General features: G+C 66.8%; 15 protein-coding genes. 9 read left to right on the forward strand and 6 right to left on the reverse strand.

What is annotated here, in order from left to right; translation table 11 throughout:
- The first annotated feature begins 108 nt into the window (after positions 1 to 108).
- Positions 109 to 396, forward strand: coding sequence for a hypothetical protein (locus GOOTI_RS25955; protein WP_007236961.1), 288 nt, complete (start codon positions 109 to 111; stop codon positions 394 to 396).
- Between the two features lie 103 nt (positions 397 to 499).
- Here the strand turns inward: GOOTI_RS25955 and GOOTI_RS02430 are convergent, their stop codons facing one another.
- Positions 500 to 2,467 (reverse strand): CocE/NonD family hydrolase, encoded by a 1,968-nt coding sequence (locus GOOTI_RS02430; RefSeq protein WP_233425403.1) that lies wholly within the window; start codon positions 2,465 to 2,467, stop codon positions 500 to 502.
- A 219-nt stretch (positions 2,468 to 2,686) separates the two neighbouring features.
- Complete coding sequence (locus GOOTI_RS02435; protein WP_007236963.1) at positions 2,687 to 3,352, reverse strand: YqgE/AlgH family protein; 666 nt, start codon at positions 3,350 to 3,352, stop codon at positions 2,687 to 2,689.
- Positions 3,353 to 3,392: 40 nt separating this feature from the next.
- Between GOOTI_RS02435 and GOOTI_RS02440 the strand changes: the two genes are divergently transcribed.
- Positions 3,393 to 4,793 (forward strand): MFS transporter, encoded by a 1,401-nt coding sequence (locus tag GOOTI_RS02440; RefSeq protein ID WP_373279007.1) that lies wholly within the window; start codon positions 3,393 to 3,395, stop codon positions 4,791 to 4,793.
- Here the strand turns inward: GOOTI_RS02440 and GOOTI_RS02445 are convergent.
- A complete protein-coding gene (locus GOOTI_RS02445) occupies positions 4,760 to 5,413 on the reverse strand; it encodes a hypothetical protein (RefSeq protein WP_007236965.1) in 654 nt (217 codons plus the stop codon). The two genes, GOOTI_RS02440 and GOOTI_RS02445, sit on opposite strands and share 34 nt — an antisense overlap.
- Before the next feature lie 130 nt (positions 5,414 to 5,543).
- Here GOOTI_RS02445 and GOOTI_RS02450 point away from each other — a divergent pair, with 130 nt between their 5' ends.
- The gene (locus GOOTI_RS02450; RefSeq protein WP_007236966.1) at positions 5,544 to 6,635 is read left to right on the forward strand and encodes an aminotransferase class V-fold PLP-dependent enzyme; all 1,092 of its coding nucleotides are present in this window, start codon (positions 5,544 to 5,546) and stop codon (positions 6,633 to 6,635) included.
- 143 nt (positions 6,636 to 6,778) lie between these two features.
- The gene (locus GOOTI_RS02455) at positions 6,779 to 7,711 is read left to right on the forward strand and encodes a diacylglycerol/lipid kinase family protein (RefSeq protein WP_007236967.1); all 933 of its coding nucleotides are present in this window, start codon (positions 6,779 to 6,781) and stop codon (positions 7,709 to 7,711) included.
- Between the two features lie 93 nt (positions 7,712 to 7,804).
- On the opposite strand, the gene GOOTI_RS02460 is transcribed toward GOOTI_RS02455, so the two are convergent.
- Positions 7,805 to 9,268 carry a CCA tRNA nucleotidyltransferase gene (locus GOOTI_RS02460; RefSeq protein ID WP_007236968.1) on the reverse strand — a complete coding sequence of 488 codons (1,464 nt, stop codon included), beginning with the start codon at positions 9,266 to 9,268 and terminating at the stop codon, positions 7,805 to 7,807.
- A gap of 193 nt (positions 9,269 to 9,461) precedes the next feature.
- On the opposite strand from GOOTI_RS02460, the gene GOOTI_RS02465 reads away from it, so the two are divergent.
- The 3 genes from GOOTI_RS02465 (at position 9,462) to GOOTI_RS02475 (ending at position 18,098) form a co-directional block, all read left to right on the forward strand.
- Complete coding sequence (locus GOOTI_RS02465; protein WP_007236969.1) at positions 9,462 to 10,637, forward strand: NUDIX hydrolase; 1,176 nt, start codon at positions 9,462 to 9,464, stop codon at positions 10,635 to 10,637.
- Positions 10,630 to 13,539: a DUF6049 family protein gene (locus GOOTI_RS02470; protein ID WP_138985138.1), complete on the forward strand. Its 2,910-nt coding sequence runs from the start codon at positions 10,630 to 10,632 to the stop codon at positions 13,537 to 13,539. The genes GOOTI_RS02465 and GOOTI_RS02470 overlap by 8 nt, the downstream gene beginning before the upstream one ends.
- A 566-nt stretch (positions 13,540 to 14,105) precedes the next feature.
- On the forward strand, positions 14,106 to 18,098 hold the full coding sequence (locus tag GOOTI_RS02475) for a murein biosynthesis integral membrane protein MurJ (protein WP_007236971.1): 3,993 nt from the start codon (positions 14,106 to 14,108) through the stop codon (positions 18,096 to 18,098).
- 18 nt (positions 18,099 to 18,116) lie between these two features.
- On the opposite strand, the gene GOOTI_RS02480 is transcribed toward GOOTI_RS02475, so the two are convergent.
- Positions 18,117 to 19,052, reverse strand: coding sequence for a sterol desaturase family protein (locus GOOTI_RS02480; RefSeq protein ID WP_007236972.1), 936 nt, complete (start codon positions 19,050 to 19,052; stop codon positions 18,117 to 18,119).
- A 124-nt stretch (positions 19,053 to 19,176) separates the two neighbouring features.
- On the opposite strand from GOOTI_RS02480, the gene GOOTI_RS02485 reads away from it, so the two are divergent.
- On the forward strand, positions 19,177 to 19,905 hold the full coding sequence (locus GOOTI_RS02485; RefSeq protein ID WP_007236973.1) for a TetR/AcrR family transcriptional regulator: 729 nt from the start codon (positions 19,177 to 19,179) through the stop codon (positions 19,903 to 19,905).
- Between the two features lie 45 nt (positions 19,906 to 19,950).
- On the forward strand, positions 19,951 to 20,379 hold the full coding sequence (locus tag GOOTI_RS02490) for a PPOX class F420-dependent oxidoreductase (protein WP_007236974.1): 429 nt from the start codon (positions 19,951 to 19,953) through the stop codon (positions 20,377 to 20,379).
- 80 nt (positions 20,380 to 20,459) lie between these two features.
- Here the strand turns inward: GOOTI_RS02490 and GOOTI_RS02495 are convergent, their stop codons facing one another.
- On the reverse strand, positions 20,460 to 22,505 hold the full coding sequence (locus tag GOOTI_RS02495; protein ID WP_007236975.1) for an alpha/beta hydrolase: 2,046 nt from the start codon (positions 22,503 to 22,505) through the stop codon (positions 20,460 to 20,462).
- Positions 22,506 to 22,565: the final 60 nt, after the last annotated feature.

Below are 22,565 nucleotides of genomic sequence, written 5' to 3' on the forward strand. Positions count from 1 at the left end.
AGGTGCAGGTGCTGGTCAGGTGTCGATGCAGGTGCAGGGACAGATGCTGCGGGCGCAGGTGCAGATGCTGGTGGTGGTGCTGCAGGGGAGGCCGTCGACCGCGGCGACGTGACCGCGTCGGCCGATCAGCACGACGCGCGTGACACTCCCGGCGACCCGCCGACGCCCTACTCGATCAGCATCGTCGATCACCGGCTCCTGACCGCACTGCTCGACACCACACCCGAGCGCACGGGTGAGCGGCGCGTCGACATCACCTGGAACCCACCCCGACCACTCGACCCCGGCCCTGATCCCGATCCACCACCCGGCGACGATCCACTCGACAATCCCGGTCCGCCGGGCCGCGGCGAACCACCCGGTAACGTCGGCCCGCCCCTACCCGACGCCGCCTGACAGACCCGGCCCGCCCCATCGGGTCACGGACCACCTCACACCCCGCCACCACGCCAGGTGGCGGGGCAGAAGTGGTGGCCGCATGTCGTGCCCGACGCGAGCCTCAGATGCCGTCCGACAGTGGAAGGTTCACGAAGCTCGGCTGCGCCGGGTCGAGCATGATGTGCTGCGGTTTGAGGCCCGATTCGTTCAACAACGGACGGAGGGGAAGACCGCGCGGCATATTCATGGCGAAGACGTCGATCCGCAGTCGATGACCGGCCGGGATTCGCGCCTCGGTCGGCAGTAGTCCGACGTCGAGTGTGACCGGCTTGCCCGGCGTGACCCGTTCTCGAGCAGCAAGAGTCATCGTGTACATCGGGTCGATCACGTCACCGTTCGACGCGAACTGCGACTCCGCCCGGTTGTAACCACGCAGCGACGCCATCACCTGACCCGAACTGATCACCTTCGACGTTCCGTCCGGTGCAACGTCGTTCAACGTCGCCGTCCAGTAACCGTCGGTGGCATCCATGACGGTATTGAGGTGAAGGTTGCTGTAGCCCGACACCTGACGGGTGCTGCTCAGCGGAGCAGTCGTGAACGAGAGTGCACCCCGCTCCGAGATCCTTGCGTCGTCCGAGCAGCCCTGGAACACAGCGGTCAGACCCGCCATCTGCTGGGCGGAGTCGCGCGAACACAGCGTCCACAATGTCGGCGACACGGTCATCGATCCGCGCGTTTTGCTGGCCGCAGGCGTCAGGGTTCCGTCGCCTTGCGCGTGCGGGGCAGTTCCACTGCGACGGTTCGACAGATACAACCGCTGCCGGGTCATACCGTCACGCGGGAACTGTGACGCGCTGATCCAGCTGTCGCCCACCTGCTTCAGGTTGACAGGCCCGTACGAATCGATCCCGTTGTCGATTCCCTTGAGCCACTTGTCGAACCACGCCTTCTGCAACACGTCGAGTCGCGGTGGGGTACCCGGTCGGCCCTGCCCGCCGCCGATTGTCATGTGGTAACCGTCGCCCATCACGAGCTGTTTGCGACCAGGTGAGAGCGGAATCTTGTTGTACATCCGCACCTCACTGTTGGTGAACAGATCGAACCATCCGCCGTAGATGAACGTGGGCGTGGTGATTCGCTCGGCGTGGTCCTGCCACGATTGCCGCGGCTCCGAGCCGGTTTTCAGCAAGTCCTTCAAGTACGGGGGAATGGAGCCGATATCGGGGGTGGTGAGCGCCGCCATGAGCTCGGGATAGAAGGTCAGCGGGTCTTTTACCCTGTCCGCCAGCCACTTCCAGTCGAATGTGCCGTTGAGCATCGATGCAACGTTGGGAATCATCTTGGTGCCATTGACCAGGGTCAGCCACAACGGTAGAAAGCCCGCGCCGAGCGCTCCGCCCGGGGCGACGATGTCGCGGATGAGGTCGCCGCCGGGCTCGACGGGGAAGATCGCCTTCAGCGCCGCGGGGCGCTTGTTGGCAGCCTGGATCTGGTTGATCGCCGAGTACGAGACGCCCGCCATGCCGATCTTTCCGTTCGACCAGCGTTGCTTGGCCGCCCAGTCGATCACCTCGGTCGTGTCCTGCTGCTCACGACTCTGGAACACGTCCCAGACGCCCTGGGAGAAGCCGGTGCCTCGGACGTCGACGACCACCACTGTGTACCCGCTGCGAACCAGATCGAAGTCGGCCGAGAAGTTGCGTGTCCCGCCGTCGCTGACGGTTCTCGCCAACTGGTTGATTCCGTCGATCGGAGTTCCACGCAGATTGATGGCCTTCGCGAGTTGCATCGCGTAGGGGGCAAGCACCGGGTGCTGGAGCGCCTCCGAGGCGACGGCGGTGACGAGCTTGGTGTACGGAGTCATGTTCACCACGACCGGGGTCCGCGTCGCGACGGCCCTGCCACGAGCATTCGCGGGCCGATACACGTTGGCGCGGAGCACGGTGCCGTCGCTCATGCGAATCGGGACGTCCCATTGCGTTGCCACGCCAGCGTACGGATGGGCGCCGTCGTGGGACGCCTGCCAGCGGGCTGCCGCCTGGCCGCCGTCGGGCGTCGACGCGTCCGCGACACCCGACCCGGCCATCACCAGCACAACCGCCGAGAGAACGGCGATCACCGCACCCCATCCTGTCGAACCTGACACACTTCGCAACCGACCGACCACCGGGACCCCTGACCGTTGAACGCATTGTGAGACGAACCCGTCGAAGAGTATCAGCCTGCTGTGGCACACGTCACTTACGGTCGCGAAAAGGGGCCCCGTCGCAGGCCTCCGCAGGTCCGGAAGCTTCCGCGCAGGCGATCAGTTCTGCTCGACGTCGATTGGATGCGTCGCGAGCAAGGGCATCGGCCAGGGCTGGCGACGCAGCACGTCGGCCCACACGTCGACAGTGGGAGGTGCCAGGAGATCACGCGGCAGAGCCGAAGCCAGCAGCCAGCTGTCCTGCGCCAGCTCGGCGTCGAGCTGTCCGATCCCCCAACCTGCGTACCCGGCGAAGATACGAACGCCTTCGAGGACTTCGGCAAGGAGTTCTTCATCGGCGTCGAGGTCGACGAGAACCACTCGTCCGTCGACCGGACGCAGCCCTTCGAACGCCTCGATCTCCACGCCATGTTTCGCAACACCGAGGCACAACGCGGCGTCCTGCTTGACCGGCCCCCCGATGAAGAGTGCCTGCGGCGACGCCGCGAGATCGGTCCACTGCGGAAGGATGTTGTGCACCGCGGTCTGACTCATCCGGTTGAGGATCACCCCGAGACTGCCACCGTCGTTGTGCTCGATGACATAGATGACCGAACGGGCGAAGGTGGGTTCGATCAGGTCCGTGGACGCGAGCAGCAGCGTGCCGGGTCGCACACTGTTTGCCGATTCCATGTCACGGGCACCGGGGATGCCGCTGCCGCCCTCGGTTCCGTCCGAGTTCTCGGGTGAGAAATCGTCCGCGCTGTCACCACCCACGGTGACCATCATCTCATGCCTGATGCGCGTGGGTCGGTACTCTTGATCGGTGAGCTCTACTGCACGCGACGGCCGTTCTGTGCGTGCTGCGTGGCGCGATCTCCTCGACTCGTTGCGCCGATCGCCGGGGCTCGGCCGACTACTCTCCGTGCGCCTTGCAAGCCAGTTGACCGACGGCGTTTTCCAAGCAGCACTGGTCGGCGGCGTGCTGTTCAATCCCGAGCGTCATGCCGACCCGCTCGCTGTCGCTGGCGGTATGGCGGTGTTGCTGCTGCCCTACTCGGTCATCGGGCCGTTCGCGGGAGCGCTCCTCGATCACTGGGATCGTCGAGCAGTTCTGTTGTACGCCAACCTGATTCGCGGTCTGATGATCACCCTGGTCGCAGTTGCCATCGCGACGGGAAGTCCGGACAGCGTCGTGCTGGTCGGCGCGCTCGCAGTGACCGGCGCCAGCCGCTTCGTCGCGTCCGGACTGTCGGCAGGCCTTCCCCACGTCGCGTCGCAGGACGTCATCGTCGCGACCAACGCGCTGTTCACCACCCTCGGCGGCTTCATGTTGTCGGTGGGTGCCGTCATCGCGATGGGTGTCCGTCTGCTCGCGGGATCGGGTAACTCCGGCAGTGCCGTCACCATGATCGCTGCCGTGGTGATCGCGCTTGGCGCAGCTCTCCTGGCGCGTGGTTTCCCCCGATTGCAGTTGGGACCCGACCGTCCCGACGATCCCGGACGCTCCGCGGTGCACGCTGTCGCCGTCGGACTGCAGCACGGTGCGATAGCAGTTGCGCGCTGTCGCCCGGTTGCCGCCGCACTTTCGGCGATCGGAGCTCATCGTGTCGTGTTCGGTATCAACACGCTGATGCTGCTCGTGCTCGCAAGACACATGGGATCCGGTGACGGGCTCAGCCAGGTGGGGATGGTGGTCGCCTGCACGGCCGCCGGGGCACTCGTCGCCGCCTTCGTCACGCCTGTCGCCGTCGACCGCTTCGGCCGCAAGGCCACACTCATCACCGCCCTGTCGGTCGGCGTGGTCGCCGAACTGTCGCTGCTGTCGTTCTCACTGGTCGTATTCTGCATCTCGGCGGTGATACTCGGACTCGTCGGCCAGGTCGCCAAGCTGTGCGGCGACGTCTCGATGCAGGTCGACATCGACGACACCGTGCGCGGCCAGGTCTTCTCCGTCCAAGACGCGGTGTTCAACGTCGCGTACGTCGCCGCCATCGCCATCGCCGCATCGACCGTCGCGCCCGATGGCCGGACGCCCGCGCTCGTCGTGGTCGCCGTGGTCATCTACCTCGCGGGAATCGCTGTCGTGCGGCTCGTCCACCCCGGCCGCGACGAACTCGTCGGTGCGAGTCAACACGCGATAGAGCACGCGCACGAGGACGAGCGCGAAGACCAATCGCGAGCCTCGGAGTCTCATCTTCCGAACTCCGGCGCTTCAGCGCCGTAGACGGCGTCGGCGGTGCCGTCTCCGTCGGAGTCGACGAGAACCGTGTCGAACGCGCCGTCGCCATCCTGATCGATGTAGAGCCGACGCTGCTTCCCCGAACCGATGACCTCGGCGTCGACCCGACCATCACCATCGAGGTCGAGACGTTGTGGTGACGGCTGCCGTCCCGCTCGCGGTGGGTCGGGGGATCGAGATGATCCGGACGACTCGCGCGATTGCGGCTGTTCACCTCCGGCGGGAGGACCACCGTCACCCGCGCCGGGCTCGTTCCGCTCGGCATCCCCCGCCCCCTCATCCCGCTCAGCCTCGGCCTTCGCCCCGCCGGCAACTCTCTTCCCGGCCACATCGTCATCGGCGACGGCGATGTCCCACAGACCGCGCCCGGAATCGCGGTACAGACGTTCCGGTCGGCCGTCGTCGTCGACGTCGAGGGCTGCGATATCAGCGCGGCCGTCCCCGTCGACATCCCACAGGGCGTCGTCGGCGCGGCCGTCGCCGTCGAAGTCAACAGCGACCGCGTCGGGGGTGCCGTCGGAATCGAGATCGAAGTCGGCGGGACTCGACCACCGGCTCAACGTGCCATCACCGGGGCCGAACACGTACTCGATCAGAGGATCCACGCGTCATCAGACGTTCCCGGACGCACGTGGGTTCCGCCAGCCCGCAATCGTCGCCCGCCCGCTGTGCAGGCTTCCCTCTTTCGCACTTCCCGCGATCATTTCCGAGTTCGCAGCACGGTACGTTTTGTTCATGTATGTGAGCGAGTTGGGAGAGCAGTTCCACCGCGCTCGTCTCGAACCGGCGATCACACATCTCGACGCCGCGTCGGCCGGACGTTCGTCGAACGCCGTCATCGGGACGGTGTCGGCGCACCTCTGGCGCGAGGCCGAGCGCGGATCGTATGTCGCGGCCGACGACCGCGCCGCGGAGATCGCACGGGACAAGCGCGACATCGCGCAACTCCTCGGCCACACCCCCGACGAACTGACCTACCGCGAGAGCGCTCGTGCCGCTCTCCGCACGCTCCTGACCTCGTGGAGCCTGCCGATCGCGTCGACGGTCTGGGTGGCCAAGAACGAGTTCGGACCCAACCTCGTGGAGTTCGAGCGGCGCGGCTACGCGGTCCGACCGCTCCCCGACGGCGACGTGTACGGACACGTCGACACCGACGCCCTCGAGAACATGCTGCAGTTCGAGCAGCCCGACTTCATCCACGTCTGCCACGTCGGCTCCATGTCGGGGGCCGTGCAGCCCGTGGCCCGCATCGTCGAGATCGCCCATCAGGTCGGGGTGCCGGTCGTCGCCGACATGGCACAGGCCGTCGGTCACGTACCGACGGTTACCGGCGCCGACGTCGTCTACGGCACCAGCCGCAAATGGCTGACCGGCCCGCGCGGCGTCGGATTCCTTGCCGTGCGCCGTGATTCGCTGCGCCCGATCGAGGTCGACGCCTCACAATCGTTCATCGCGGGCATGCTCGGCCTGGGCGTCGCTGTCGCCGAAGTGCTCCAGATCGGGCAGCAGCGGGTGTTCCGCGAACTCGCCGGAATAGGCCGGGCCACCCGCGAACGGCTCGACGGCATCGGCAGTTGGCAGGTACTCGAACCGGTCGACGAGCCGTCTGCCATCGTCACCCTCGCCCCACCCCCCGGATGGGAAACCGCAGACGTCCATCACGCGCGGGACAAGCTCTTCGAACTCGGACTGCTGGTCACCGCCGCCGACTCGTGGCGGGCCCCACTCGCAGGCGAGACGTCGGTCCTGCGGATAAGCCCGCACCTCGACGTGACACGCGAACAGCTCGACAGACTCGCCGACGCACTCCGCACGATGGGCTACTGACTACTGCCAGATGCGACATTCCGTACAGCCTGCCCGGCCGGTGAGCAGTCGTCGAATCCAATTTTGCAGATCCTGAAACTCGTTCCGCGACCCTCTGTGTGACCTGCCACTTTGCTGGGATGCGATGTGTCAGACTGTGCTCAATGTCCTCGAGCCGTAAGAGCACGAACACCGTCGGTCGCCTCGCCATCATCGCGAACCCGGCGTCGGGCCATGGCGCGGGACAACGCACCCTCGGCGCCGCCACCGCCATTCTTCGCGGACGCGGCGTGAGTCACGAGGTTCACGTCGGCACCTCCCGTGAGCACAGTTCGCAACTCGCGCACGAGGCCGCCGAACGTGGCGCCGACGCGCTCGTCGTCATCGGCGGAGACGGAACGGTACAGCCGGTCCTCCGATCGGTCCTGACCCACGATCTGCCGCTCGGCATCGTCCCGGCGGGCAGTGGTAACGACACCGCGCGCATGCTCGACATCCCGCTCGACGACGCCGCGCGCGCGGTACAGATCATCCTCGACGGTCACACCCGGCGCATCGACCTCGGTCGTGCCTCCTTCTCCGACGGGACCGACGAACTGTTCGCCACGATCGCGGCGACCGGGTTCGACGCCGCCGTCGCCGAACGCGCCCAGGATCTCTCCTGGCCGAGCGGACGAGCGCTGTTCGCACTCGCCGCGCTCCGACAACTACCGATGTTGAATCGCCACCACTACGAAGTACGCGTCGACGACGTCGAAGTGGAGACCGACGCGGCATTCACCGCCATCGCGAACGGACCGACGTATGGCGCAGGCATGCGGATCGCTCCCCGCGCCAGTGCGGATGACGGGGTCTTCGACATCGTGATGGGCACCCATCCCCGGCATCTGCCGCGACTGTCGCTTCTGCGAGGTCTGGTGCAGGTGATCTGCGGGCACGTCGAGAACAATCCGCTGTTCAGAGAGCTGCACGGACGCGAGGTCGAGCTGTACTGCGATCCGCCCGCAGACGTGTCACTCGACGGCGACATCGTCGGCTCGCTTCCCACCGTGTTCGACGTGGTGGCGGACGCGATCGACGTCTTCGCGCCGCGCTGAACCCGACCCCGTGCTGGGCGCTTGCGGCCCGCACCGAACCTTCGCGAGACAGCGACGCCAGTCATCGTCGGGGACGAAACTCGTTGTGCGAGGCTAGCTTTCGCCGCGCTCTGCCCACCACTCCTGCAGTGCGGCCACCGCCTCCTCGTGCGAGAGCGGACCACGGTCGAGGCGCAGTTCCTTCAGATATCGCCATGCTTGTCCGACGACGGGCCCCGCCGGTATCCGCAGGATCTCCATGATCGCGTTGCCGTCGAGATCGGGCCGCACCCGTTCGAGATCCTCGGCCGCCGCCAGCGCGGCGATCCTCTCCTCGAGGCTGTCGTAATTCTCCTGAAGCCGTCGGGCCCTGCGCTTGTTGCGGGTCGTGCAGTCGGCGCGGACGAGTTTGTTGAGTCGATCGAGCAGTGGGCCGGCATCGGTCACATAGCGTCGAACGGCCGAGTCGGTCCACCGACCTTCCCCGTACCCATGGAACCGCAGGTGTAGGAAAACGAGCGTCGCGACGTCCTCGACGACAGCCTTCGGATACTTCAGGGCACGCATACGCTTGCGGACCATCTTCGCGCCGACCACCTCGTGGTGGTGGAAGCTGACGCCGCCGTCGGGTTCGTGGCGCCGGGTCGCGGGCTTGCCGATGTCGTGGAGCAGCGCCGCCCACCGCAATATGAGGTCGGGGTCGCCCTGCTCGAGGTCGATCGCCTGCTGCAGCACTGTCAGCGAGTGCTGGTAGACGTCCTTGTGCTGATGGTGTTCGTCGATGGTGAGCTTCATGCCTGGGACCTCGGGCAGTACGCGCTCGGCGAGCCCGGTCTCGACCATTACGTCGATCGCCTCGATCGGATGCTCACCGAGGATCAACTTGTCGAGTTCCGTGCGCACGCGCTCGGCCGTGATGCGGTTGATCTCGTCGGCCATCTCGGTGATTGCGTCGAACACCCGCGGCGCGAGACGGAACCCGAGCTGCGAGACGAACCGCACCGCGCGAAGCATCCGTAGCGGGTCGTCGTTGAAGGACTCCTGCGGCGTTGCCGGGGTGTCGATGATCCCGGCGAGCAGCGCGGTCATCCCGTCGAGTGGGTCGTGGAACTCGGCGGGTCCGCTCGGACCGATGGCGACGGCCATCGCGTTCATCGTGAAATCGCGACGCACGAGGTCGGCGTCGAGCGAATCGCCGAAGGTGACGTCCGGATTACGGCCGAGCCGGTCGTACTGGTCGGCCCGGAACGTCGTGATCTCGATCATCACATCGCCCTTGCGCGCCGATATGGTGCCGAATTCGATGCCGGTATCCCATATGGCGTCCACCCACCCGGTCAGGAGACGGACGATCTCCGCCGGCCGGGCGTCGGTGGTGAAGTCGAGGTCGTTGCCGAGCCGACCGAGCACGGCATCTCGGACCGAACCGCCGACCAGATACAACTCGTGATCGGCCGCGGCGAACCGCTCCCCGAGCGGCGCCAGGACGTCCGAGAGCCCTTGCAGCGTGACCGCCGCGGCGGCGAGTAGCCGGGTGCGGCGCTCGATGCGTGCATGCGATGCGGTCGGGTCGGTCACGGCACGCCAGCCTACCGGCGTACGTGCCGGACAGACATCTCGCCTGCCGCTACAGCACAAGCCGCACCAGTCGCCGAGACGTCGACGGAGCGGCGCTCGACAGAAGCACCGCATGCCGACTGACCGGTAATGTTCCGGGCGCACCTGGCGGCACTGGGCAAACGGCAGGTGACCAGCGGCTAGCATCGAGTCTGTGTCCACCGAGTCCCCGACCAATCGCACAGACGTCTCCGGCGACGTCTCGTCGGCTGGTCACGGGAACAATTCGGGTGGCAATCCCGCTGGCAACAACCCGAATCCGTCACGTCGTTCGCGGCGCGGCCGACGCCGACGACGCGCCCAGGACAATCGCCGCGCCGACGGTGGCGGCAACGATCATCGCGGCGGTAGCGACTCCTCGCTGACCAGCAAGAACACCGACAACCAACGCGACAGACAGCGCAAACGCGCGCCTTCTCCGGCCGACGTCGCCCGCGCCACCGCACGGCCGCACCGCGCCGAACCGGGACTCGTCGACGCCGAGACCACCGAATGCGACGCGGAGACCTCGATCGAGGGTGCGCGCGCCAAGGTGACGCCACCCAAACCGTCGGACATCGCTGTCGTGAGCGCGAAGATCACCAAGACCGGCCTGGCCCACGGGTCGACCGGCCCGAAGCCCGGACAGAACCGCAATCGACGACGCGCGCGCACCGGCGAACGTGGTGGCAGCCCTGACCGACTGCAGACCGTCCGGGAAACCTCGGCCGGTGGACTGGTGATCTCCGACCTCGACCTCCCCGTCGACGAGTTGTCGGCCGCACTCATCGGACGTGTGGACAGGCGCGGACGGCTGATGTGGTCACTACCCAAGGGCCACATCGAGACCGGTGAGACCGCAGAGCAGACGGCGATCCGCGAGGTCGCCGAGGAGACCGGCATCCAGGGCACCGTCGTGGCGCCGCTCGGCAAGATCGACTACTGGTTCGTCAGCGAGGGCAAACGCATCCACAAGACCGTGCACCACTATTTGCTTCGCAGCATCGGAGGCGAGCTCTCCGACGCCGATTACGAGGTCAGTGAGGTGGCGTGGGTGCCGTTGCACGAGTTGCCGCGCAAGCTCACGTACTCTGACGAGCGGCGACTGGCCCGGATGGCACGCGGCGTGATCGCCGATCTCGCCGCCGACCCCGCGCGGTTGGCCCAATCCGAGGCCGAGAGCAGCCGCACCGAACCGAACGCATATGAGAAAGCCGCAGCCGCACGTAATCAGCGACGCAATGACGTCGGGCACCGCTCGGAGGTCAAGCGCCGCACGGACGGTCAGCCCCAGTCTCGGTCGCGTCGACGACGCAGGCGTCCCCGGCGACCTGCGTCCGGGGATGCGTGACGTCCTGCGCACTGGTGTTTCCCGGCGCTCTGGCGCCTCCTTTGTCACGCGTGCGCGCGTTCTCGTCGCCCTCGTCGGAGTGGTGATCGTCGCCGCAGTGTGTGCCGCGCCCGCCGCGGCGGCACCGGGCACGCCGTCGGATGGCGGAACGTCGGATGGCGGCGATCAGCGGTTCGCGTCCGTGGTGATCGACACACTCACCCCGTCGCTGGTCACCACGACGTCAGGTCCGGATCTCACGGTCCAAGGTCATGTGCGAAATACCAGTTCGCGCACGATCAAAGATCTCAGCATCCGACTCGAACGTGGCGACGCCGTCCGTGATGCGGCAGGGCTGCGGAGCAGTCTGGCCGTCGCCCACCCGCCGATCGCTGTCGCGGGTCCGTTCCGCGCTCTCACCGACGAGTTGGCGCCGGGCGCACAGGTGTCGTTCCGGATCACCATGTCCCTGTCGGGTGAGGAGGGCATGCAGATCTCTCGGACGGGCGTGTATCCGTTACAGGTCAACGTCAACGGCGTACCCGATTACGGATCGATGGCGCAGGTCGCCGGCTCGCGCACGCTGCTTCCCGTGCTCTCGCTACCGCCGGACAAGAACCGGGCATCGCAATTCGAGTCCTCTGGGTTCGATTCCTCTGGGTTCGATTCGGGCACCTCGGATCCGAGCACTGATTCGGGGACGCCCGCCCCCGGAAGCGGCGGTCTGGGCGCCGACGGGGCCGTGTCCGCCGACACCTCCGATCCCGCTCGCATCACGATGCTCTGGCCCCTGGCCGCACCCCCACAGCTCGCTCCGGGAGGTGTCGGCGGCGGTACCGAACCCGTCCGCCTGATCAGCGACGACATGGCGCGCTCGTTGCGCGATGGCGGTCGGTTGCACGAACTCCTCGATTCGGTCCGCACCGTGGTCGGGACTTCGGCTCCCGACGCGACCACCGCACAGGGCAGCGCCGACAACGACACCGCGAGCGACAGCGGCAACGAAAGCGCTGCGGGCACGCCGCCGAGTGGTACCGGATCATCGTCGCCACCGGGCACATCAGCACCTGGTGCGCCCACGACCTCCGACCTCCAGCGCAGCATGTGTCTTGCCGTCGACCCGGATCTGCTGGTGACGGTACGAGCGATGTCCTTGGGTTACGTGGTGTCGAGCAATCCGTCCGACCCGACGTCGCGCACGACGCCGGGTACCGGAAGCGACGCTGCGACGCAGTGGCTGGCGGACCTCCGCGGAGTCGCGTCGCGAACCTGCGTGGTCGCCCTACCCTTCAGCCAGGCCGACATCACCTCGCTGGCCCGGATCGACCGATCGGGCCTCACCGCCGCGACACTCGACACCCCGGCAGACGTCGTCGACGCGATCCTCGGTGTGCGCAGCGTGCGTGGACTCACGATTCCCGCTCTCGGCGCAGTCGAGCAGACGGGCAGCGCTCTACTGCGCAATTCCGGGCACACCCGCGTCCTCGCCGCGGCGTCGTCGGTGGATCCGGCCGAGAGCCCGAACGCCGCCGGTCTCTACGACGTCGGAGGATTGTCGACCCAGACCTACGACCCGTCGCTGAGCGCCGCGCTGGGCGCGGTGGGGACGGGCCCACTCGTCACGGCGCTCACCCCGCCGAGTCAGCGGGTCGACCTCGCCGACGAATCCCCGGTCAGCCGACGTCAGGCCGCGGTCGCGGCACTGGCATTCCGGTCGATCCAGACACCCGGTGCACGCACGTCCGACTCCGACTCGTCGTCGACGGGCACCTCGGGAGACGCGGCCGTCACGAACACGACCGGTAGGGCCGAGGTGGTCATGCCGCCGACCTATTGGTCGGCGACCACCGACGACGCCGACGCGCTGATGAGCACGGCCACTGTCCTGTTCGGCTCGCGAGCGGCAACCCCCGCGCCACTCGACGACCTCGTGACCAGGATCGGCGCGGCGTCGGCACCCGCGCGCCTGATCGACCCCCCGGGCATCGGTCCGGTGTCGCGGATCGGACCAGCACTGTCCGACGACAACGTCGACGCGATCCGATCGGCAGCCGACGACTCGTGGCGAGTCCAGGGTGCGCTGGTCGACTCGACAGACGTCGACGCCAGCCCGGAGCGCTACGTCTCCCAGTTGCGTGAGGATCTGCTCCGCGCCATCCGCTCCCCCGACGAGAACAACGCTGCAACGAGAACCCGGCTCGCCCGGGAACGTCAGCAGCGGATCGGCGCGGTGCAATCGACGCTCAACCGGATGCACAGATCGGTGACCATCCTCGACCCCGGCGGCAGATACACGCTGGCTTCCGAGCGAAGTCCGCTCCTGCTCGTCGTCCGCAACGATCTCGCGCTCCCGATCCGCGTCCGGATCACCACGACCGCGCCGAAGGATCTCGAGATAGGCGACGTCGGTGTGGTCGAGATTCCCGCGCGAGGGACGCGGCAGATTCAGTTGCCGACCCACGCACAGTCATCCGAGGCGATGACGGTGACCATCGGGATGTCGACAGTCACCGGCGTCACACTCGGGACCCCCATCAAGCTGTCGGTGTATTCCAACGCATACGGAAAACCGCTGTTCATCGTGACGATCTGCGCCGCGGTCGCATTGATCCTTCTCACGGCACGCCGACTCTGGCGCCGATTCCACGGCAGGCCCGACCCCGCAGACCAGGATCGTCCCGAGCCCGACGAGCTCGAACGGATGCTCGCTGCGACCACATACCAACAACGGCGCCGTACCCTCCAACAGGAGGGACCGTTCGCCGAGACGGCAGCAGGTGCGGAGCAACGACCGCCTGGCCCTGCTGATGTCGACGACGCTCCGCCGAGCGGTCGAGGCGATGCGCCGCAATTACAATCCGACGGCGACGGCGCGGGAACCAGTACAGCGAAGGACAGCGGCACAGACAGGACGGGCGCATGAGCGATCGAGGACACCGCGGCGAGCCACCGCGGCGAGCCACGCCGCGCCGCATGCCACCCGGCGAACACATGCCGCCCCGCGACAGCCGGTCCCCCAACGACTCCGCACCTCGCCACGAGCCCTCGTCGCACCCCGAATCTGCGTCACGTCACGAATCTGCGTCTAGTCACGAACCGCCGGCGCCGTCACGCGGATCCGCCGCACGGAACCCTGGCGGCCGGGACTCCGACGTCGGCCCCGCTCCGCTCAACGGACCCGTCGGTGCAAGGCCACCGCTGTCCGGCCGCGCTACCCCTCGTGTGATTCCGCCGGCCCCCGACGATGCTCGACGATCCGCTCGTCCCGGTTCGCGCCGCCCGGATGCCGGGCACTCGGATGCGGGCCGGGACGGTTCGCCCCGATCAGCTTCCGCCCCTTCTGATCCGCGGCGGTCGTCGGCAGCCCGCGACCCCCGCCCATCGCGCGACCACGCGCAAAGCAACGACCCCGCCCAGCGCAGCGACCCCCGCAAGCGCAACGATCCTGCCCCGCGCAACGGCCGACGCCCGGAACGCGACGGTGAGCCGATGCAGCCCCGCACTCCCGAGCCCCCACGAGCCTCGCCCCGCCCGGGCCGACCGCTGCGCGGAACCCGACCCGCACCCGGGGCACAGCGCTCCGACCAGTCCCGATTCAGTGGCTCCGCTCAGTCGACGCCCTCCGAATCGACGCGCTCGACGCCCCTCGCTGCGTCAGCGCGCCCGGCGGCCGCAACGAGCACACGTGCGAGCACCGATCACCTCGACGCCGATCACACCCACACCACCGATCACACCCACGCCACCGGCGCCGACGCGGCGTCGCCGACGGGGCTCTCACGTGACTCGGATGCGAGCATCGTCAAGACCTCCGGTTCGATCGCTCTCGCGACGCTGACCAGCCGGATCACCGGATTCGTCCGCACCGTGCTGGTGCTCGCCATGCTCGGACCGGCGATCGCCTCGGCGTTCCAGGCGGCCTACGTGCTGCCGAACATGATCGCCGAGGTCGTGCTCGGCGCCGTGCTGACCGCCATCGTCATCCCGACACTTGTCCGCGCCGAGGCCGAGGACCCCGACGGCGGTCGCGGCTTCATCAACCGCATCTTCACCCTGGCGCTGTGCACACTGGGCGCCGCGACGGTGATCGCACTGATCGCCGCTCCCCTGCTCACCTACCTCAACGTGGGCGACGGCGACGTCAACCGGCCGCTGACCACGGCACTGGCCTATCTGCTGCTTCCGGAGATCCTGTTCTACGGCCTCTCCGCGTTGTTCATCGCGATCTTGAACATGAAGGGCCTGTTCAAACCCGGTGCGTGGGCGCCGGTGTTGAACAACGTCGTTCAGATCGCGACGCTCATCCTGTACGCGCTCATGCCCGGCGAGATCACCCTCAACCCGGTCCGCATGTCCGAGCCCAAGCTGCTGGTACTGGGCGTCGGGACCACGCTCGGCGTCGTGCTGCAGGCATCGATCCTTCTCCCCTGGCTTCGTCGCGCGGGCGTACATCTGAAGCTGCAGTGGGGCATCGACGCCCGGCTGCGTTCCTTCGGCCGCCAGGCTGTCGCGATCGTGGGCTACGTGGCGATCTTGCAGGTCGGACTCGTCATCACCTACCGCATCGCGTCACACGCCGATTCGTCGGGCATCTCGGTCTACGCGACGCACTGGCAGCTGCTCCAGCTGCCCTACGGCGTACTCGGTGTGACGATCCTGACCGCGATCATGCCGCGATTGTCACGCAACGCAGCTGCCGACAACCGTGATGCCGTCGTCGACGATCTCTCCCTCGCCTCACGTCTCACCATGGTCGCGCTGGTGCCGACAGTCGCGTTCATGACGTTCTTCGGTCCGGCCATCGGCATCGCGATCTTCAACTTCGGCAAATTCGACGCCTCGATCTCCTCGCAGCTGGGTTCGGTGCTCGCCTGGGGCGCCTTCACGCTGATTCCCTACGCCATCACGCTCGTGCAGCTTCGCGTGTTCTACGCTGCGCAGGACGCGTGGACTCCGACCTGGATCGCGCTGGGCATCACAGTCGTCAAGATCGCGTCGTCGTATCTGGGCCCGGTGCTCTTCTCCGATCCGCACCTGGTGATCCGGTGGCTCTCGCTGTCGAATGGACTCGGATATCTCGCAGGCGCCATCGTCGGACACTTCCTCCTCCGCAAACGACTCGCCTACCGACGCCTCGAAGGTGTTGCGCGCACGACGATCGTGACGCTCATCGTGTCGATCGGTGTCGCCGCCATCGTGTGGGTGGTGGCCGAACTGTCCGGCCTGCACTATCTCGGCACCGCCGAGGGCAAGTTCGGCTCGCTTGTCTACCTACTGCTCACCGCCGCCGTGGTGCTCGGCGTGACCTACGCCGGACTCTCCGCAGCGGGACTCCCCGACGTCGTCGCGATCGGGAATTCGGTACGCCGCCTCCTCGGCCGATTCGTACCCGCCCTCGCGCCCCCAGCGGGCGAGGTAACGGATTCGACGCCGACCATCACGGTTCAGTTTCCGCGGGTCACTGCTGACGAATCGCTCCCGTACTCTGGTCAGGTACAGGTGATCCGGCGTTTCGACCGCGGTACCGCGACATGGCAGTCGTATGCGGTGCACAGCGGTGGGGCGGCCGGTGGTCGGGGTCTCGAGGTCGCATCGCCTACGCGTGAACCACGAGATATTCGTTATCGGAGGAGAGGAGTCCGACGCGTGACTGACAGCGGCTTGACAGACAGCGGCTTGACAGACAGCGGAGTCGAGACTCCCCACCGACCCGGGTCACCGACCGAGCAGACAGTCGGTCCGGTCTCGTCCTCGTCCTCGTCGGACTCACCGGCGACCGGAAATGACGCCTCCGGTGCCTCCGCGCCGAGCTCGTCAGACCCGACGACACCCTCGCAGACTTCTGCATCGAGTCCGAGTTCTGGTGAGCGCAGCGGAGATTCGACGCCTGGTCGGGGAGGTCCCGCTCCCGATCCCGACCGTCCCGAGGTCGTGCCGTCGATACGTCGCGGTCCGCGTCTCGTACCCGGCGCGGCAGTTGCCGGTGGGCGTTACCGACTCCTCGACAGCCACGGCGGCACCCGTGGACTGCAGTTCTGGCGCGCACAGGACATCAACCTCGACCGCGAAGTCGGCCTGACCTTCGTCGACGCCGAGCAGCTCACACCCCCGCCCGCTCGTGGCGATCAGCTCAGCGCAACAGATTCCGGGCCCCAGGGCGTGCTCACCCGCACACTGCGCCTCGGCCAGATCAGCTCTGCAGGCGTTGCGCGCGTCCTCGACGTCGTCCGCGGTTCCTCCGGTGGCATCGTGGTCACCGAATGGGTGCCAGGGTCGTCGTTGGCCGACGTCGCACGCTCGGGTCCCTCCCCCATCGGTGCTGCCCGCGCGGTCCGCGCCCTCGCCGCTGCAGCCGAAGCCGCCCACCGGTCCGGCGGAGCACTCTCGATCGATCATCCCGACCGGATTCGCATCAGCACAGACGGCAACGCAGTGCTCGCTTTCCCGGGAACCCTTGCGGGCGACGACAAATCGTCGGACGTTCGGGGACTCGGCGCCGTGCTGTACGCACTCCTGCTCGCACGTTGGCCCCTCGACGGTGCGACCGGACATCGCCTGGTGACCACCGCCGACACGACGACACCCGTCGGCGGGCTCCCCATCGCGTCCCCTGGACCGGATGGCGAGCCGATCGATCCGCGAGAAGTCAAGTCCGACATACCTTTCGAGATCTCGGCTGTTGCCTCGCGCGCGCTCGACGGAGCGCGTGGCATTCGCACCGCGGGCACCGTGCAGCACGTACTCGACCAGGCGACCGTCGTCGATCTGCAGACCGACATGCTGCCCGCGATCGGCGACGGGACCGCCGAACCCGTTCGGATCGGTGCGCACGAGCCGTCCGCGGCGACAACGCGGAAACGGAATGTCGGCTTGCTTGCCGGCGCCGCGCTCCTCGCATTGTTCGTGGTCATCGCGCTGATCGTCTGGGCGACAGGCGTGTTCGGCGGTGATGATGGCGACACAAACATCAACTCGATCCTCCCGACGACGTCGGCGCCTGCCTCACCGGGCACGACCGCTCCGCCAGCAGCCGCCGCGGGGACCGCGATCCCTCTGAACGCCGTGTCGATCGTCGATTTCTCCGGTCAGCCGCCGGACAACTCCGTCAACCTGCAGAATGTGATCAGCGGCGCGGCACCCCCGTGGCGGAGCGACAATTACCGCGGCTCAGCGGCTTTCGGTGGTCTCAAGAACGGCATGGGCCTGATGTTCGACCTCGGCAGCGAACAGAACGTCAAGACCGTGACCGTCAAGACCCCGACTCCCGGGTTCAACGTCGAGATCCGTACCGCACCGTCTGCAACGCCGACTGCGGCGCAGACGTCGACCGTGGGGTCGGGAACCGTCGACCAACCCAGCACCACCCTCACCATCGCCGACCCGCAGCCGAGCCGCTACGTGATGGTGTGGCTCACCTCGTTGCCCGCGTCGAGCAACGGCAGCTACCAGGTACAAATCGGACAGGTCACGATGACGAACTGACCACCTTCGGTCTGGCGCCTACCGACCCCCGACCTTCGATCCTGTTGCGATCGAACGGCTTTCGCCCGCTGCGACCTGCACAGGACTGCTCGGCGTCCAGCCAGGCGGGCCGAACACATAACCGAGACGGGCACGCCAGCCCGCTGCCGCGCGCACGTCGCGTGCGATGCTCGCGTACTCGTGGGTCTGCAGCTTCACGATGTTGTAGGTGCCGACCGGCTTCGTGAGACCGTATGTCGGACGGTGGGTTTCGGGTTGGAACGATCCGAACAACCGATCCCAGACGATGAGCGTGCCACCGTAGTTGCGATCGAGGTACTCCGGGTCGCTCCCGTGATGAACCCGGTGATGCGAGGGAGTGTTGAACACGAACTCGAAAGGGCGCCACATCTTGTCGATCCGCTCGGTGTGAATCCAGAACTGGTACACGAGGTTCAGGGAGTACGAGGCGAAGACCAGGGCTGGCGGTACGCCGAGGAAGGGGAGTGGGAGCCACATCACCAGTGCGGCACTGATGTTCCACTTCTGACGGAGCGCCGTCGCGAAGTTGAAGTACTCGCTCGAGTGATGCGCCTGGTGTGTCGCCCACACCAGACGGACCCGGTGCGACACCCGGTGCGACCAGTAGAACAAGAAGTCGACGCCGAGGAAGGCGATCACCCACGTGTACCAGGCGGTCACGGGGAGATGCCATGGTGCGAGGTAGGCGAACACGGCGGTGTAGACGAACAGTCCGAGCAACTTCCACACCGCGCTGGTCGCGATCGACACGATGCCCATCGACACGCTCGCGCGGGCGTCGCGGCTCTCATACGCGCCCCTGGGTGCTCGGCCGTCAGCGTCGGAGTCCTCGAGTTTCCACGCGGCGAACCACTCGATGGCCAGCATCGTGACGAAGAACGGGATCGCGAGGACCGTCGGTTCCCTCATGGGGTCGGGGAGCAGGTCGAGCATCTCGGTATCACCTCCGGTCCGGGCATCTGACACGGCAGTGTGTCAGATTCATGTTGACACAGTATCGTGTCAGATGAGAGGTGTCCATGCCGTCGGCACGCAGATTAAGACGAGAAGGGATTACATGACACTCGAGACCTCCCACTCCGGTACCGCAGGGCGTCTTTACGGCGGTACGGCGCCGGAGCAGCGGCAGGCTCGACGGCGGGCCGCATTTGTGGACGCCGGACTGAACCTCTTCGGCCGCGAGGGTTTCCGTCAGGTGTCGGTCAAGAAGTTGTGCACCGAGGCAGGTCTCACGCAGCGCTACTTCTACGAATCGTTCTCCGACCGTAGCGCGTTGCTTGCCGCCGTCTACGAACACTGCGTCGACATCTGCCGCACGGCCGTGGGGGAGAGCCTCGGAAAGGTGCCAGACGTCGGCGATGATGTGACGCACGAAGAGCGACTCGTCGAACTGACGCGAGCGGCACTCGACGCACTGCTGTGCTGCCTCACCACGGACCGACGCATGGCACGGGTCATGCTCGTCGAGGTCGTCGGTGTGGATGCCTCGCTCGAACGACTCCGGATGGACGCGATCCACGCGTGGGCCGAGCTTGCCATGCAGATCGCCTTCGGCGACGCTCCGCGGCCACCGCGATTCCGGCTCGCCGCGGTCGGTTTGATCGGTGCCCTGACGCAGCTTCTGGTGGACTGGTACGTGGCCACCGGGACTGGGGACACGGGGACTGGGGACACGGGGACTGGGGACACGGGAGTCGGACCTGTCCGCAGCCCGGCGGCCGACGTCGCCGACATCCGCGACGTGTGCGTCGACATGTTCATCGCCACGTATCAGCGCCTAGGCTGAAAAGAGTTCACCGAGAAGGCGAGTCTCCGACGAAAGGTCCGATCCATGTCCACAGCCGAGCTGACCGACGAGGTCGTCGAGTTCTTGTCCGCGGGTACGCGCACCGGGAAGATCGCCTGGGTGTCGAAGGACGGCCGGGCTCTGGTTACCCCGATCTGGTTCATCGTCGAAGACGGTGCCCTGGTTTTCAACACGGGGGAGAACACCTCAAAAGGCCGTGCGCTGCAACGTGATCCGCGAGCAACCATCGTCGTCGACGACGAGCGCCCCCCGTTCTCCTTCGTTCAGGTACAGGGCACCGTCACCTTCGACGACGACCCCGCCGACCTGCTCCGCTCCGCCACAGCAATCGCCGCCCGATACATGGGTGACGATCTCGCCGAACAGTTCGGCACACGCAACGCCGTCCCGGGCGAGGCTCTCGTTCGGCTCACACCCACGAAGGTCATCGCCGCATTCGACGTCGCCGACTGAGCTACGTTCCCGCCGACGACTCGCGCTGATCGAGTCACCCGTCCGCGCGGACGAGCCGCCACGCCGGGGCCTCTCGCGCCCTACCCGTCGCGATGCAGGCGCGGCTCGAGTTGCTCGGTCTTCTCATCCGTCCAGCCGGGCGGCTGCAATATGCGCGACCACGCGTACGGAATGGCGGACTGATAGTTGTGCCCGTGGCCGTCGGGAACGTCGACCGAGACCGCCATGTCGGCAGACACCTGGAGGAACGTCACGAACGGAATCCAGTGCGTCGCGGCGATGACGTCGCGTCCACGTGCCTCTTTCAACCAATCAGGCTCGCGCAGAATGAGTTCGGGTGACCACCAGGCAATCGGGTCGGAAGCGTGCTGCAGGTAGACCATGCGGGAGAAGTCCCACGGCGCGTCGGGGCGGGCGAGATCCTTCTTTTCTGCGATGAACCGCACCTGTCTGCCGTTGTTGTAAATCGGCAGCCACTGAGGTGAACCCTGGTCACGTCCGGCGGTCGCGTCGTTCCACAACGTGTTGCTGAACGTGGGACCTGACAGGAGTGCACCGTCGGTGCGTGCCGTAACCGTCGGCACGGTACCGAAAGCTGCTTCGGCGCCGAACGATCCGAGACTTTCACCGAAGACGACGAGCTTCGGACGGTCGGCCTCGGGAAGTTCACGCACCTTGGCGTCGACCGCCTCGAACAGTGCGGCGCCCGCCTGGCGCGCCCGTTCCTTGTCGACGATGAACGAGATCCAGCTCGGCAGATACGAATACTGCATCGCCACTGTGGCGACGTCGCCGTTGTACATGTACTCCAGCGAGTCGATGGTCACCTTGTTCAGCCATCCGGAACCCGTCGTCGATCCGACTGCGATCACCTTGCGCTTCAGTCCGCCCGCTCGGACCAATTCGTCGGCCGCCAATTGTGCATTGGCCCGGAGGTTGTCACCTGAGCCCAGACCGACGAACGACCTGATGGGTTCCATCGCCGGTTGCTTGTTGAAGTCCGACAACATCGTGACATCCGGACCGCCGGACACGATCACACGACCCTCGCGCCCGAGCGACTCCCACGTCACCAGTGACCCCGGACCACCCGATCGCAACCCGGAGGTCGGGGGAGCGGTGTTGGGTCGCACCTCGTCGTTGGCGGTGGCGAAGCTGCTGTTGAGCGCTTTCATCGAGTACTTGGCGACGACGCCGTTGAGGATGAACACTGTCAGCAACGCAACGACGAGCAGGCCCGCGACCGCTGCAACACGGGGCGGCGCAATCTTGTTGAGCTGTCGTACGAGCCATGTCACGAGGCTCGCCCACGCCTGGCCCATCACCATGAGAAGCGCGCACACCAGCACGGCGAACACGACGATGATCGGGTAGGCGGTCCACGACAGGTTCTCGACGCCCATCAGATTGCGAATCTCGGTCTGCCAGCGCGAATACCAGTACAGCATCACGACGGTCCCGATGACGGACACGACTCCGAGCGCGATCCAGTAATTGCGTTTGGGCGACGACCACCGTTGCGGGCGAGACAGCATGTAGCGGATCAGCCAAGCGATGAAGACACCGAGGCAGTATCCGACGGCAGCAGCGCCGCCCGACACGACGCCCTGGAACAGAGGGCCACGGGGTAGCAGCGACGGCGTGGTCGAGAGCCACAGGAAGACAGTCCCGAAGACGAGACCGGCAAAGCTGATCCGATGCGCGTAGGCCGTCGCCGCACGCCGCAACTTCGACGGCTTGACGCCATCAGCGTCCGCGGTCTTCTCTCCAGCGGTGTTCGTGTCCGCTGTGTTCGTGTCCGCGGTCTGCTTTCCGGCGGTGTTCGTCTCCGCTGTCTTCTCTCCAGCGGTCTTCGTCTCCGCGGCCTTCGTCTCCGCGGCCTTCTCTCCAGCGGTCTTCGTCCCCGCGGCCTTCGTCGCCGCAGTCTTCTTTCCGGCAGTCTTCTTTCCGGCGGCCTCCGTGTCTGCGGCTTCGGCAGGGGCGGCTTCGGCAGGGGCGGCTTCGGCGTGGGCAGTGCTGGTGTCGCCTGGGTGGCGGCCAGGACCTGATTCGGTCTGTGCCGTGTCGGGTGCGCTGTCGGTAGCCGACGGATCGTGCTCGGAGCCGGTCGCTGAATTGTCTGGCACCTGGGCACCCTTCAGGGTCGTCGGACATCGATGTGACTCGTGAATCCTAAACCTGTGCGA

It is taken from the genome of Gordonia otitidis NBRC 100426 (assembly GCF_000248075.1).
Taxonomy (GTDB): Bacteria; Actinomycetota; Actinomycetes; order Mycobacteriales; family Mycobacteriaceae; genus Gordonia; species Gordonia otitidis.

Coding starts and splice junctions, on each gene's coding strand:
- GOOTI_RS02490 (WP_007236974.1), top strand. CDS start 19,951: ATGTCCACAGCCGAGCTGACCGACGAGGTCGTCGAGTTCTTGTCCGCG.
- GOOTI_RS02470 (WP_138985138.1), top strand. CDS start 10,630: ATGCGTGACGTCCTGCGCACTGGTGTTTCCCGGCGCTCTGGCGCCTCC.
- GOOTI_RS02430 (WP_233425403.1), bottom strand. CDS start 2,467: ATGGCCGGGTCGGGTGTCGCGGACGCGTCGACGCCCGACGGCGGCCAG.
- GOOTI_RS02485 (WP_007236973.1), top strand. CDS start 19,177: ATGACACTCGAGACCTCCCACTCCGGTACCGCAGGGCGTCTTTACGGC.
- GOOTI_RS02450 (WP_007236966.1), top strand. CDS start 5,544: ATGTATGTGAGCGAGTTGGGAGAGCAGTTCCACCGCGCTCGTCTCGAA.
- GOOTI_RS02475 (WP_007236971.1), top strand. CDS start 14,106: ATGCAGCCCCGCACTCCCGAGCCCCCACGAGCCTCGCCCCGCCCGGGC.
- GOOTI_RS02435 (WP_007236963.1), bottom strand. CDS start 3,352: ATGGTCACCGTGGGTGGTGACAGCGCGGACGATTTCTCACCCGAGAAC.
- GOOTI_RS02480 (WP_007236972.1), bottom strand. CDS start 19,052: ATGCTCGACCTGCTCCCCGACCCCATGAGGGAACCGACGGTCCTCGCG.
- GOOTI_RS02455 (WP_007236967.1), top strand. CDS start 6,779: ATGTCCTCGAGCCGTAAGAGCACGAACACCGTCGGTCGCCTCGCCATC.